Raw genomic sequence first — 12,612 nt, 5'->3', positions numbered from 1 at the left:
GCCAGAAGTCCCTCGGTCGGCGCCGTTAGTCCCTACGCGGCTCGTCGAAAGCTGTCTGGGATGAGGTCGCGGAAAATTCGATTGATCTGCGCGACGGCCAGACGTGCGGAGCGCTTGTTGTTACTGTTGAGCTGGGTCGCTGCACGCTTTTGCGAGGTCAGCGCCGGGATGCCGATGGCCGATCTGGGAGGACGGGGTCTGTGAGTTTCTTTACGCTGCCACCGGAGATCAACTCGTTGCGGATGTTCCTCGGAGCCGGCAGCGCACCGATGTTGCAGGCGGCGGCAGCCTGGGACGGGTTGGCAGCCGAGTTGAGCACCGCAGCCCAATCGTTCGGCTCGGTCATCTCGAACCTGGCAGGCCAGGCGTGGCAGGGAGCGGCGTCGGCAGCCATGGCGGCTGCGGCAGCGCCCTATGCAGGCTGGCTGGCCGCGGCCGCGGCGCAATCTCAGGGTGCGGCCGGGCAGGCGCTGGCGGTGGTCAGCGCCTTTGAGGCGGCGCAGGCGGCAACCATCCATCCCGGTGCGGTGGACGCCAACCGCAATGCGTTCGTGCAGTTGATCATGAGCAACCTGTTCGGCCAGAACGCGCCGGCGATCGCACTGGCCGAAAGCATCTACGAAGAGATGTGGGCCCAGGACGTCAGCGCGATGGCGAGCTACTACGCCGGCGCGGCGGCCGCTGCCGCGCAGGTGGTGCCGTGGCAGTCGGTGCTGCAGAGCTTCCCGGCGCTCGCCAGTGGCATCGGCGGCGCAGTGAGCGCCGCGGCTGGCGCGGGCGGTGGTGGTGGCGGCACTGGCTCAGCCGGCGTTGGCGGCGCGACCGGCGGCGGAGGTGCCCCGCCCGCAACCACGGGTACCGAGGGCGCCGCCGCCGCTGGCGGCGGTGGTGGAGGCGGTGTGGGCAGTGCCGACAGCGGACTCGCGCCGGCCAGTTACACCGGCGGCGACGCGGGTGCTTACGCCGGCGGCACCGCGGCCGGAACCGACGTCGGTAGCGCGGCCGCCACCAGCGCTAATCCCGGTGTGGCCAGCCCGGGCGTCGGGGGCTTCGGCATGATGCCGATGCCGATGCCCATGGGCGCAATGACCCGGAGTTCCGGCCTGCTCGGCGACGGCCCGTCGATGCCGATGCCCGCCAAAGCGCAGGAGAAGGAAGACGAAGAGGCCCTCGCAGCCCAAGAGGCCACCGAGGAAGCCGACGTCGCGGCCGAGGGTGTGGAAGCACCGGAGGCAGAAGTGCCGGCCATGAGTGTGCTGCCCACCGCGGCCCCCGATGCCGCGGCGGCGGCAGCCCCCGGCGAAGCGAAGCCGGCCGCGCAGACACGGGGTGCATCGAGCATTCCGGCGTCGGGATTCCGCGCATCGGACGCAGTCGCCGAGGAATCAGTCGCCAGATTGAGGCCGGAAATTGCGCCCGGAGAATTCCGTCCGCAGGCCGAGGAAGAGGAAGAAGAAGCGAGGATCCGGATCCCCGGCGCCTAGGGTGCCTAGTGCGCGGGGGCGCGTAACAGGCTCAGCGCCGTCCGGCCCAGCACGATCGGGTCGAGCGGATGGGGCACTGCCGCCTCGGCACGCGACCAGCTGGCAAGCCACGCATCGTCGGGGCGCCCGGTCAAGACCAAAATCGGCGGGCAGGACGACAACTCGTCCTTGAGTTGCTTGGCAATGCCCATGCCGCCGGTAGGCGCCGCCTCTCCATCGAGGATGGCCAGATCGATACCGCCCTCGTCCATCGTGCGGATCACCATCGGGCCGGTGGCGACCTCGACGTAGCTCAGTTCGGGCAGGTCCGGGTGCAGCCGTTTGCCCAGGGCCTGCTTCACCTGTTCGCGGGTGTGGACGTTGTCGCTGTAAACGAGGACGCGCAGTGGGGTGGTGTCGGGCACGGGTGCGATGTTAATTCACGCGCCGCCGGCCGACCGCACGAAGACTGCCTCAGCGGACACCGTGACCGCATTGGACATCACCCCGAGTTTGTTCCACCCCAGGTCGAACCGGGATCGGTCGATCTGCGAACGGCCCGAGATTTGTACCGAGCCGTCGTCGAGTTCGGTGATCGTCACCGGCAGCGACACCGGTTCGGTGATGCCCTTGATGGTGAAGTGGGTGCGTAGGTCGGCGGACTTCCCGGTGCCCGGTTGCAGCGCATTGACGACGACGCTGATCGTGGCGAAGCGCTCGGCATCGAAGAAGTCGGCCGACAGCAGGTGCTTGTCGCGGCGCCCGATCCCGCTGTCCAGCGAGGCCACCTCGATGTCGATCCGGCCCGATACCGCGCCGCCCTGAGTCAGCCGTCCTTCGCCGCTGAACTGGGTGAACGAACCTTTGACGGGCATCAGCCCCCACATGTTGCGGATCTTGAAGGTGACCGCCGAGCGGTCGGGCACCAGAGCCCAGGGTCCGACGGTTTCCGGGTCGCTGAGCAGCGTTTCCAGGGTGGTCATCGTGGGTCCCTCACTTGTAGGGGCGCGAGTTCCGCGGGGTCGAAGTACTCGTCGATTCGGTCGATAAGTCCTTCTGTGTCCACCTTGATCACGATGCAAACCCGCATCGCGATCGATTGGCCGCCGTGACCGGTGGCGTGCAACACATGCTGCTGGACGAATCCGTTCTCGAAGACCTGGCGATCCAGGATCTGGTAGCCGCGCGATGCGGTGGTCGAGAGGAACCAGTCGATGACGCGCAACGCCCGCGGCTTGTCATCGCATGTGGTGGCGTCGCGGCGGCCGTCGGTGCGCCAGACGGCGACGTTCTCGCTCCACATCGAAGCGACGGTGGCTCGATCGCCGTTCTCGATGGCGGAAAACAGGCGGTCTGCGAGCTCATTGACGGTCATGACTGCGGCTCCTTGTCGTATCCGGGATGGGCGGCAGCAAGCCGGTGGCTCACCAGCGTGCGCAGGCAGGCGACCACGTCGCCGTCGCGGCCGTCCAGATCACCGGCCCGGATGGCGGCGGCGAGCCCGGCTTCATCGGCAAATCCAAGCCCGGCCAGTGCCGCTTCCACGTCGGATGCGCCCGGGTTCTGCAGTTCCCGCTCGACCATGCGCAGCGCGTTGGCCGCCACCCGGGCCTGGAAATTGATGTGCGAGTTGACCTGCCCGGCGGTGGCGTCCCGGACGTCGCGTTCCAGAAATTCGGCGACGGCGGCGACGAGTTCGGCCGCGGTCGGCCGGCCGTGCAGGTTCATGAATCCTCCAACAGGTCAAGCAGATCCCACTCGTTCTCGCACACCCGGCGCCCGATCGTCGCCAGTTCCACCGAGCGGGTCTGGCCGGACAGGTGGCGTTCCGCCTGATAACGGCAGATGACCCCCCAGCGCAACGTGGCCAGCACCAGCCACCAGTGGAACGCGGTCCGGTCGACGGTCGTCCCGCCGGCCTCCTCATAGAAGCGCAGGAAGCTCTCGATGCTGCCCAGCCCGCCCGCGGCGCGACTGGCTGGGGCGCCGAACCGCCAGGCGCGCACGCAGAACCAGGCCAGATCCTCGTAGCGCTCGCCGACGTGCACCAGTTCCCAGTCGAGCACGGCGGCCAGGTCGGAGCCGTCGACGATCAGGTTTCCCATCCGGAAATCACCATGCACCAGCACCGTGGGCGATGGCGCCGGCCGGTGGCTGGTCAGCCAGCGGATCGTCCGTTCGAAAGTGGCTGTGGTGTCGCCCATGTCGTCGAGCTGTTGGCGGGAGTGCTCGACGGGGTCCTCGTGTGCCAGATCGGGGTCGCCGGCATCGGCGCGATGGATGGCGGCGAGGGCCTGGGCGCACTGCCGCAGCAGCCGCGGCGGGTCGTCGAGTTGGCGGAAGATCCGCCGGACGATGGTCTCGCCCTTGATCTCCTCGCAGATCAGAAACGGGTTGCCCAGTGTTGCAAGCGAATTGTCCGCGATCAGCACGTGTGGCACCGGCGCGCCCGCGGCTGCCGCGGCCGCCTGAACCCGGGCTTCCAGTTCCATCCCGGCGTGGATGTCGTCGGGGGGCCCGGTGCGCAGGATCAGTGGCCGGCGATCGGCGCCGGTGACCGCGTCGAACGCCCAGGTGGTGCGGCTGGCACCGCCGGTGAGCACCCGCAGGTTGTCGATCGCCACGCCGTCGCCCAGCACCGGCGTCAGCAGGGCGGTCAAGCTGTCGGACAGCGTCACTTCTTGCCGAACTTGAAGAGCCGCTGGGCAACCCGGCGAATCTGAATCTCCTCTGCGCCCTCGGTAATCCGGTAGCGCCGGTGGTGGCGGTAGATGTGTTCGAGTTGCTCGTGGCGGCTGTACCCGATACCGCCGAGCACCTGCATCGCGCGGTCGGCGGCGTCGCACACCAGACGGTTGGCCCGGTAGTTGGCCATCGACACCTTGTCCGAGACCTCCATGTGGTGGTTCTGGTCCAATTGCGTTGCGGCGTAATAAACCAACAGGCGCACCATCTGCGCCTCGGTCTGCAATTCGACCAGCGGCCACTGCACCGCCTGGTTGACCGCCAGCGGTTTGCCGAAGACGTGACGCTCCCCGGCATAGGCCACGGCGCGGTCGATGCAGTACTGAGCGGCGCCGAGGCTACTGGCGGCCTGACGAATCCTGTTCTCGTGCAGGAAGGTCTGGCCTACCTCCAGGCCGCGGTCCAGCTCACCGAGTATCGCGTCGTCGGGCACCCGGACGTCCTTGAGTTCCACCTCGGCGTGATCGGTGGGCATGTTGAACGTCCACCAGTAGTACGGGATGGTGAAACCGGGGGAGTCGCACGGCACCAGAAACGCCGTGATGCCGCGCGCCTGGCCGGGTTCACCGGAGGTGCGGGCGAACACCAGGTCGTGGGTGGCGCGATGCACGCCGGTGTTGAATCGCTTGGCGCCGTTGATCACCCAGCCGTCACCGTCGCGGACGGCGGTGGTTTCCAGCCAGGTGGCATCCGAGCCGTGCTTGGGCTCGGTCAGCCCGAACGCCATCGACCGTTCGCCGGTGATCAGCGCCTCGGTCCACTCCCGTTTCTGCGCGTCGGTGCCGAACCGGTCCATCATGATGACCTGCGGGAAGTTGCCGACGATCGACGATTCGTCCTGCAGGTCGTTGTGCAGGCCGAGTCCCTTGTGCGCCAGGTGCTCCCGGATGACGGCCATGTCGATATTGGTGCCGTCGCGCCCACCGAACTGCGCGGGCAGCCCGTACCGCAGCCAGCCCGCCTTGTCGGCACGCCTGCGCATCTCACCGAGCAGGTCCTCCCACTCCCGGCGCGGGATGCCGCCGTTGTCCCAATCCGTGCGGGCATTTTCGCGGCGGTGGTCGAAGTACTGGATGTTCTCCCGTTCCAGCGGCTTGATCTCCGTCTCGATGAACTCGTCCATCTCGGTGAGCAAGCCCGGAAGGTGTTCGGGGAGGCTGAAATCCACGTTGATCTCTCCTTAGGTCGTCAGGCGCCGTACAACGTCTTCTTCCACATTCGCGACAGCAGGGCGATGGCCTCGTCGTCGGTGATCGTCACCCCCAGGTCCGGCTTTCCGACGAACACGGTGGTGAAGTTCTCGAACAGCAGCGCGATGGCCGCCGCCGTATGCTCCGGATTCAGCTCGGTGGCGTAACCCTGTTCCTGCGCGCGGCGCACCGAGGCCGCGACGATATCCATCCCGAATCGCCGGAACTCGTTCTGGACGTCGGCGAAACGCTGCTGCGTGGCGGCCAGCTGTGCCACCGCGATCATGATGCCGATGTTCTGTTTGAACATGCTCCAGTAGCCGGTGACCACCGAGGTGAAGAACGCGTCGTCGTCGGGAGATTCCGGTAGGTGAACCCGCAACCCGGACGGCTCGACCACGTCATGCAAAAACGACTCCGCCAGGGCGGCCAGCAGATCTTCCTTATCGGTGAAGTAGCGGTAGAACACAGCTGACGACTTTCCCGCCGCCGAAGTGATGTCGGCCAGAGTGGTGCCGTGAAAACCTCTCTCGGCGAACAACTTCCGCGCAGCCTGTTCGATGGACTGGCGGGTCTGCTGGCCCTTGGCGCTGAGCACCTCGGCCGGCATCAGGTGCGCATCCGGTCTCCCGCGCGCAGCAGGGCGCTCGGGAGGTCGTGGCCGACAGCGGTTCTGGCGACCTGCGCGGCGGCGATCGCCGCCGGCAGATCGACGTCGACCTCGAATCCGCTGTCGGTCAGCAGGTACACCAGGTCCTCGGTGGCGATGTTGCCGGTCGCACCCGGCGCGAACGGGCAGCCGCCCAAGCCGCCGACCGAAGCGTCCAGGCGGGTGACACCGGCCGCGACGGCGGCGTAGGCACTTGCCAGCCCGGCGCCGCGGGTGTTGTGGAAGTGTCCCCCCAGCGGCAGCTCACCGATCACCGGATGGAGTTGCGCGATCAGCGAACTCACCCGCCCCGGGGTGGCGGTGCCGATGGTGTCGGCGATGCAGAACCGGTCCGCACCCTGCTCGCGTGCCGCGAGTGCGATGTCGAGCACCCGTTGTGACGCAGTGGGCCCGTCGAACGGGCAGTCCCAGGCGGTGGCGACGATCACCTCGACGGACGCGCCGGCGTCGCGTGCAATGGCGACGATTTCGCTGATCTGGCGGGTTGCCTCGGCGCTGGACCGTCCGACGTTGGCCTGGCTGAACGCATCGGAGGCCGCGACCACGTACTCGATGGATCGCAGCCCCGCGGCGATCGCGCGCCTGGCCCCGTTCGGGCTGGCCACCAGCGCGGAGAAGTCGATGTCGGGGTAGTTGTGCAATTCAGCGGCCAACTCCGCGGCATCGGCCATCGACGGCACCTTCGACGGCGACACGAACGCGGTGGCTTCGACCTCGCGCACCCCGGTGGCGGCCACCGCGGCCAGCAGTTCCAGCTTGGCCGACAACGGGATCGGCTTCTCGATCTGCAATCCGTCGCGCAGCGCCACCTCGCGGATGTCGACGTGGGAGTTCACAGCACCTCCTCGGCCACCAACTCGGCGATGTCGTCAGCCGTCTTGCCCAGCAGCCCGGTGTACACGTCGTCGTTGTGCTGGCCAGGTCGGGCCGGCCCGGCATTGCGTACGCTGCCCGGAGATTCCGACAGCACCGGCACGATGCCCGGACCGAGGACGTCGCGGCCCAGCCGTTCGTCGTGGTGGGGCACCAACATGTCGCGGGCTCGCAGCTGCGGGTCGTTGACCACCTCGGCGACGGTGTTGATCGGGCCGGCGATCACGCCTGCGGCCGAGAGTGTTTCGATGATCTCGGCGGGCCGGCGATGGGCGGCCCAGGCGCCGATGATCGCGTCCAGCTCGTCCTGGTTCCGGCCGCGCGCGCCGTGGTTGGCGAAGCGGTCGTCGGTGACCAGTTCCGGACGCTCCATCGCCTTACATAACCGGGCGAACACGGTGTCCTGGTTGGCGGCGATCACCACCCACGAGCCGTCGGCGCTCTGGTAGATGTTCGACGGAGCGATGCCTTCCAGGCGGGTGCCCGACGGCCCCCGCACCACGCCTCCGACGTCGTAATCGGGGATGGTGGATTCTTGTACCGCTAAACAGGATTCGGTCAGCGCGACGTCCACCACCTGACCGTGTCCGGTGACACTGCGGCGGTACAGGGCAGCAAGGGCGCCCTGCGCTCCGAACATGCCGGCCAGGGTGTCGCCCAGCGACAACGCGAGCCGCGGTGGCGGGCCACCGGGGAAGCCGTTGAGGTGCCGCAGGCCGCTGGCCGCCTCGGCGACCGACGCATAGCCGGCCTTGTGTGCGTCCGGCCCGGTCTGTCCGTAGCCCGAGACCCGGACCAGGATGATGCCCGGATTGCGTTCGCTGAGCACGTCGTAGCCCAGGTTCCACTTCTCCAGGGTGCCGGGCCGGAAGTTCTCCACCACGATGTCGGATTTCTCGACGAGCTCCAGAAACAGCTCGCGTCCGCGCGGCTTGCGCAGGTCGAGCGTGACGGCCCTTTTGTTGCGGGCGTGCACCGTCCAGAACACGTGGTGGCCGTCCACCTCGGCCTGACCCCAGGTCCGCAACGGATCCGGGGCGCCGGGCGGTTCGACCTTGATGACGTCGGCGCCCATGTCTCCGAGCAGGCGGCCGACGAACGGCCCGGCGATCAGCGTGCCGAGTTCGAGCACCCTGATGCCGTCCAGCGCACCCGTCATTCAGCGAACCCGTGCCGCGTCAGCCAGTCGGTGACGATGTCGACCGCCTGCCGCAACTTGTCTCGCTGGTCGGGACCCGCGTAATAGTGTGTGGCGCCGGGAATTTCGTGCATCTCCTTGTCCGGGTGCCCGATCGCCTCATAGAGCCGTCGGGTGTGGCTGGGTGTGCATGCGTCGTCGCCCAGGTTACCGATCACCAGGGCCGGGATCGCGAGATCCTTCCCGCACGCTACGCCGTCGCCCCGGGCCTCGTCATAGCTCCACTGCGACAGCCAGCCGCGCAGCGTCGAGAAGCGGGCCAGGCCGACCGGGCTCATGTTCACCACCTGGGGATCGCCCAGGTAGCAGGTGCCCGGTGTCCGCTCGTTCGGGTCGACCGTGGGGTCCAGCCAGCGCGGGTCGGCCATGGTTCCGTGCACGACGAAGCAGAACTCGTCATCCGGTCTGCCGGCCGCTTTCAATTCGGCCAGCTTGTCGCGGACCCACGCGGTGATCCGCCGGTTGCGGTCGATCTGCGCTTGGCGGTAGCGGGTGAGGAACTCCTCGCTATAGGGCGGTTGGTTGGGGTTGTCCGGGTTGTAGATGTCCAGCTCGGGATCACGCCTGGTGGGATCGGATTCGTCGAGAATGGAGGCGTCCAGCCACTCGGTCAGGGTGCCGTGCCGGCTGATGTGCGCGGCCAGCAGCATGATGCCGTCGGCGGGCGGCAGCTCGAGCTGGGTCAGGTCAGGCCCGTCGCCGGACGGGCTGGACGTGATGGTCGCGTGCTGGGCCTGCTGCTGGTAGAACACCGAGAGCGAGCCGCCGCCACTCCAGCCGGCCAGCACCACCTTGCGGTAGCCCAACCGGTTCTTGGCGTCCTTGATGCATTCGCCGAGGTCCTCGACCACCTTCTCCATCAGCAACGACGAATCGGTGCCGCGGAATCGGCTGTTGCAGTAGATGACATGATGCCCGGCGCGGGCCAGCGCGTTGATCATCGGCAGGTAGGCGCCGCCGCCGATCGGATGCATGAAAACCAGCACGGTGTCCGACGGCTTGTCCTTCGGCTTGAGTAGATAGCTTTCCAGCACGGTGATCTCGGCAAGACCGCCGTAGACGTCACGCACGCCGGAATTGTTCTGGAATGCAACAAGATAGGGGATCCGCTCGTACTCGTGTTTCATGAGTGCTGCCCCAGGTCGTGCGCCAGCACCTCGGCCGACGGTGTGAGCCGGCGCCGGGTGTCGATAGCGATCACCTGCCAGTCGACGCTGGAATACTCATCGAACTTGCGCCGGGCGCGTTCCCGCGCCTTCTCCGGTGCGCCGTGGTGAACCCCCTGCGGCGCATGGGATATCAGGCCCGGGGGCATCGGTATGCCGTAGAGCGATCCGCCGTGGAAGAACGCGATCTCGTCGTAGTCGACGTTGCGGTGATACCACGGGGTGCGCTCGGTGCCGGGGACGCCCTCGGCCGGTTTGGGCAGGAAGTTCATCACGTAGACGCCGGTTGCCTGCATGAAGAGATGCACTGTCGGGGGCAGATGCACACTGTTGGAGGTGATCACGTTGTAGTCGGCGATGTTGAAGGTGAACGCGAAGTTGTCCCCGCGCCAGCCTTCGACGTCGATCGGATTGTGTTGGTAATAAAGGATAGTGGTCGACCCAGCATTGCCCGATTCCCGATGAATCAGCCGGACCTCATACTCGTCGCGGCCGTCGTCGTCGATCGGTGCCGGCTCGGGGATGACCGCCTGTGCCGGATCGAAGGGGAAGTGCCGTCCGAGTGTCCCGGGCGGGGGGACCCGGAACTCGTCGGTGGCCTCGATCATCAGCAATGTGGTTTCGGTATCTGGTATTTGGCGCCACGTGGTGGCTTTCGGAAGATAGATCCAGTCGCCCTGCCGGTAGCGCAGCGGCCCGAACTCCGTTTCCAGCAGGCCGGCGCCGCTGTGTACGAAGCACAGCAGGTCGCCGTCAATGTGCCGGGTGTAGAAGGGCATCTCGTCGTGGCGCCGGCTCAGCAGCACCCGGCAGTCGGGATTGGTGAACATCACCAGCGGTCCGCCGTTGGCATCGGTGGCGTCACTGGGCTTGAGCTGGTCGGCCAGCACATCGATCGGGCGCAGCGGGCCCACCGCGCGGTAGGCGGTGGGGTCGTGGCGACGGTAGATGTTGGCGGTGCGTCCGGCGAACCCGCCGCGACCCATTTCGTCGTCCTTGAGGCCGTCGAGGTCGGCGTGCACGCGGTGCGGTGTCCTGCCCTTACGCAGGTGGACGAACGATTCCATGAAGCGGCTCCGGATGGTCGACAGCAATAAGTAAAAGTGACATTACTTTTTGTTTTGCTGCCGGGCAAGTCCCGAAGTCACACCGTGCTCGATGCGCTAGCGCACCCGCAACACGACTTTGCCTTTGGCGCTGCGGTTTTCCAGCGACGCGACGGCGGCTGCCGCTTCTTCCAGCGGGAACACTTCGGGCTCGGGGGCGCTCAGCTTGCCCGACGTGAACAGCTCTTCGAGCGCCGCCCACTGCTCTTCGAGCGCGCCGGGGTGGCGGCCGGCCCAGGCGCCCCAGCCCACGCCGACCACGTCAATGTTGTTGAGCAGCAACCGGTTGACCTTGACGGTCGGGATCTCCCCACCGGTGAAGCCGATCACCAGCAGACGGCCGGCCGGCGCCAGCGAGCGCAGCGAGTCGGTGAAACGGTCACCGCCGACGGGGTCCACCACGATGTCGACGCCACGGCCCCCGGTCAGCTCCTTGACCGCGTCCTTGAACCCGTCCGCCAGCACCACGTCGGTGGCTCCGGCGGCCGTGGCGATGCGGCCCTTCTCCTCGGAGCTGACCACCGCGATCACCTTCGATGCTCCGAGTGCCGGGGCCAGTCGCAGCGCCGAGGTGCCGATGCCGCCCGCCGCGCCGTGCACCAGTACCGTCTCGCCGGCTTGCAAACGGCCGCGGACGGCCAGCGAGAAGTACACCGTCAAGTCGTTGAACAGCACCCCCGCGCCGGCCTCGAAGCTGAGGTTGTCGGGCAGCTTGAACAGCCGGTCGGGCGCCAGCAGCGCGACCTCGGCCATGCCGCCGGTCAGCATCGTCAGACCGAGCACCCGGTCGCCGGGCTGCACGTGCGCGCCCTCCGGCGCCGAGCGCACCACCCCGGCGATCTCGGCGCCCAGCGTGAACGGCGGGTCCGGCCGGTACTGGTACAGCCCGCGGGTGAGCAAGGCATCCGGGAAGGCCACCCCGGCGGCGTGCACGTCGACCACCACACCGTCGCCGGTGGGTTCGTCGATGTCTGTCACCTCAATAGCTTCCGGACCATCAAGCCGAGTCACCCGTGCTGCGCGCATGCCGATCACCCTACTTCCGGGCCAGAACCCGCCCGCAACCCGCACGACCGCCCGTCCGGTGAAGGCCCCGGCGCGCACCTGGTCGAGTGCGCCGACCACGTCCTTTGATTGCGCCACCAGCACGGGGAATTTCTCCAAGTAGTCCGACGCTAGCCTCAGTTATGGATTCATTCCGACTTGGTCGTTTTTCGGTGGCCCGGGTCGGCTTCGGAGCGATGCAACTTCCCGGTCCCGGAGTGCTCGGCCCCCCGCGTGATCGTGACGGCGCACTGGCCGTGCTGCGCAGGGCCGTCGAACTCGGTGTCGACCACATCGACACCGCTCAGTTCTACGGGCCGGACGTCGCTAACGAACTGATCCGGGAGGCGCTGCATCCCTATCCGGAAAACCTGGCCCTGGTGAGCAAAGTCGGCGGGCGCCGCGACGAGAAAGGGGCCTGGCTGCCGTTGACCGATCCTGCCGATCTACGCCGCGACCTGGAAGCCAATCTGCGGACACTGGGGGTCGATCAGCTTGCTGTGGTGAACCTTCGGCTGATGGACAGCAACGAGCCCGACGAGCTCTTCGACGAACAACTGTCGATGATGATCGCCGCCCGCGACGAGGGACTGATCGGCGGCATCGGGCTCAGCGAGATCACCCACCGGCATCTGCTGCACGCGCTGGAGCGAACCGAGATCGCCTGTGTTCAAAACGCTTTCAATCTCGTCGACCGGTCTTCGGCTCCGGTGCTGGAGGAATGTACAAATCGCGGGATAGCCTTCGTGCCGTTCTTCCCGCTCGGTTCGGCCTTCTCCCCGTCGAACCCGGTCCTGGGCCACGAACTGGTGCGCAGTGCCGCGGAGCGACTGGGGTACACACCGGCTCAGGTCGCGCTGGCCTGGACTTTGGGTGTGGCGCCCAATGTGCTGCTGATTCCCGGCACGTCGTCGGTCGCCCACTTGGAAGAGAACCTGGCCGTCAGAGACATCCAACTCGACGACGAACTCCGGGCCCGGCTCGACGCGGTGGCTTAGCCCCCCCGTTCGCCGAGCGTGAACTGAGTGCGAAAAAATCGCGAAAATCTCACCGTCAGTTCACGTTCGGCGAAGGTGGTCAGCCTTGCGGTTCCCCCGTCGGTTGTACCGTAGTGATCGCTACGGTAATCTTGCGGGAGTTCCGGAGTCAGGGGGAGT

General features: G+C 67.2%; 13 protein-coding genes and 1 pseudogene. 2 read left to right on the top strand and 12 right to left on the bottom strand.

Features of this window, described 5'->3' with window-relative positions:
• Positions 1-242: 242 nt before the first annotated feature.
• Positions 243-699, top strand: a pseudogene (locus tag QXH22_RS30445) (PPE family protein); the annotation flags it as partial.
• Positions 700-1,489: 790 nt separating this feature from the next.
• Here QXH22_RS30445 and QXH22_RS06190 read toward each other — a convergent pair.
• The 12 genes from QXH22_RS06190 to QXH22_RS06135 form a co-directional block, all read right to left on the bottom strand.
• Complete coding sequence (locus QXH22_RS06190) at positions 1,490-1,888, bottom strand: hypothetical protein (RefSeq protein ID WP_306275177.1); 399 nt, start codon at positions 1,886-1,888, stop codon at positions 1,490-1,492.
• Positions 1,889-1,903: 15 nt separating this feature from the next.
• Entirely contained in the window at positions 1,904-2,446 is a 543-nt protein-coding gene (locus QXH22_RS06185; RefSeq protein WP_306275175.1) for a YceI family protein, read from the bottom strand.
• Positions 2,443-2,838: a nuclear transport factor 2 family protein gene (locus QXH22_RS06180; protein WP_306241839.1), complete on the bottom strand. Its 396-nt coding sequence runs from the start codon at positions 2,836-2,838 to the stop codon at positions 2,443-2,445. The genes QXH22_RS06185 and QXH22_RS06180 overlap by 4 nt, the downstream gene beginning before the upstream one ends.
• Complete coding sequence (locus QXH22_RS06175) at positions 2,835-3,191, bottom strand: DUF6285 domain-containing protein (protein WP_306275173.1); 357 nt, start codon at positions 3,189-3,191, stop codon at positions 2,835-2,837. Before QXH22_RS06175 ends, QXH22_RS06180 begins: the two co-directional genes overlap by 4 nt.
• On the bottom strand, positions 3,188-4,141 hold the full coding sequence (locus QXH22_RS06170; RefSeq protein ID WP_306275172.1) for a phosphotransferase family protein: 954 nt from the start codon (positions 4,139-4,141) through the stop codon (positions 3,188-3,190). The genes QXH22_RS06175 and QXH22_RS06170 overlap by 4 nt, the downstream gene beginning before the upstream one ends.
• The gene (locus tag QXH22_RS06165) at positions 4,138-5,376 is read right to left on the bottom strand and encodes an acyl-CoA dehydrogenase family protein (RefSeq protein ID WP_306275170.1); all 1,239 of its coding nucleotides are present in this window, start codon (positions 5,374-5,376) and stop codon (positions 4,138-4,140) included. The genes QXH22_RS06170 and QXH22_RS06165 overlap by 4 nt, the downstream gene beginning before the upstream one ends.
• Positions 5,377-5,396: 20 nt before the next feature.
• Entirely contained in the window at positions 5,397-6,008 is a 612-nt protein-coding gene (locus QXH22_RS06160) for a TetR/AcrR family transcriptional regulator (protein WP_306241834.1), read from the bottom strand.
• Complete coding sequence (locus tag QXH22_RS06155; protein ID WP_306275168.1) at positions 6,008-6,904, bottom strand: hydroxymethylglutaryl-CoA lyase; 897 nt, start codon at positions 6,902-6,904, stop codon at positions 6,008-6,010. Before QXH22_RS06155 ends, QXH22_RS06160 begins: the two co-directional genes overlap by 1 nt.
• On the bottom strand, positions 6,901-8,100 hold the full coding sequence (locus QXH22_RS06150) for a CaiB/BaiF CoA-transferase family protein (protein ID WP_306275166.1): 1,200 nt from the start codon (positions 8,098-8,100) through the stop codon (positions 6,901-6,903). Before QXH22_RS06150 ends, QXH22_RS06155 begins: the two co-directional genes overlap by 4 nt.
• On the bottom strand, positions 8,097-9,266 hold the full coding sequence (locus QXH22_RS06145) for an alpha/beta fold hydrolase (RefSeq protein WP_306241831.1): 1,170 nt from the start codon (positions 9,264-9,266) through the stop codon (positions 8,097-8,099). The genes QXH22_RS06150 and QXH22_RS06145 overlap by 4 nt, the downstream gene beginning before the upstream one ends.
• Positions 9,263-10,372 carry a homogentisate 1,2-dioxygenase gene (locus QXH22_RS06140; protein ID WP_306241830.1) on the bottom strand — a complete coding sequence of 370 codons (1,110 nt, stop codon included), beginning with the start codon at positions 10,370-10,372 and terminating at the stop codon, positions 9,263-9,265. Before QXH22_RS06140 ends, QXH22_RS06145 begins: the two co-directional genes overlap by 4 nt.
• A 96-nt stretch (positions 10,373-10,468) precedes the next feature.
• Positions 10,469-11,437: an NADPH:quinone oxidoreductase family protein gene (locus QXH22_RS06135; protein ID WP_306244360.1), complete on the bottom strand. Its 969-nt coding sequence runs from the start codon at positions 11,435-11,437 to the stop codon at positions 10,469-10,471.
• A gap of 161 nt (positions 11,438-11,598) precedes the next feature.
• Here QXH22_RS06135 and QXH22_RS06130 point away from each other — a divergent pair, with 161 nt between their 5' ends.
• Positions 11,599-12,453 (top strand): oxidoreductase, encoded by an 855-nt coding sequence (locus QXH22_RS06130; RefSeq protein ID WP_306275163.1) that lies wholly within the window; start codon positions 11,599-11,601, stop codon positions 12,451-12,453.
• The last annotated feature ends 159 nt before the right edge of the window (positions 12,454-12,612 follow it).

Origin of the sequence: Mycobacterium sp. TY814, assembly GCF_030755175.1 — a bacterium.
Taxonomy (GTDB): domain Bacteria; phylum Actinomycetota; class Actinomycetes; order Mycobacteriales; family Mycobacteriaceae; genus Mycobacterium.
This window is presented reverse-complemented; position numbering and strand designations above follow the sequence as displayed.

What these genes read in the sequence shown, in the direction of transcription:
- QXH22_RS06135 (WP_306244360.1), bottom strand. Translation starts at nt 11,437, where the DNA reads ATGCGCGCAGCACGGGTGACTCGGCTTGATGGTCCGGAAGCTATTGAG.
- QXH22_RS06140 (WP_306241830.1), bottom strand. Translation starts at nt 10,372, where the DNA reads ATGGAATCGTTCGTCCACCTGCGTAAGGGCAGGACACCGCACCGCGTG.
- QXH22_RS06130 (WP_306275163.1), top strand. Translation starts at nt 11,599, where the DNA reads ATGGATTCATTCCGACTTGGTCGTTTTTCGGTGGCCCGGGTCGGCTTC.
- QXH22_RS06180 (WP_306241839.1), bottom strand. Translation starts at nt 2,838, where the DNA reads ATGACCGTCAATGAGCTCGCAGACCGCCTGTTTTCCGCCATCGAGAAC.
- QXH22_RS06185 (WP_306275175.1), bottom strand. Translation starts at nt 2,446, where the DNA reads ATGACCACCCTGGAAACGCTGCTCAGCGACCCGGAAACCGTCGGACCC.
- QXH22_RS06145 (WP_306241831.1), bottom strand. Translation starts at nt 9,266, where the DNA reads ATGAAACACGAGTACGAGCGGATCCCCTATCTTGTTGCATTCCAGAAC.
- QXH22_RS06160 (WP_306241834.1), bottom strand. Translation starts at nt 6,008, where the DNA reads ATGCCGGCCGAGGTGCTCAGCGCCAAGGGCCAGCAGACCCGCCAGTCC.
- QXH22_RS06150 (WP_306275166.1), bottom strand. Translation starts at nt 8,100, where the DNA reads ATGACGGGTGCGCTGGACGGCATCAGGGTGCTCGAACTCGGCACGCTG.
- QXH22_RS06175 (WP_306275173.1), bottom strand. Translation starts at nt 3,191, where the DNA reads ATGAACCTGCACGGCCGGCCGACCGCGGCCGAACTCGTCGCCGCCGTC.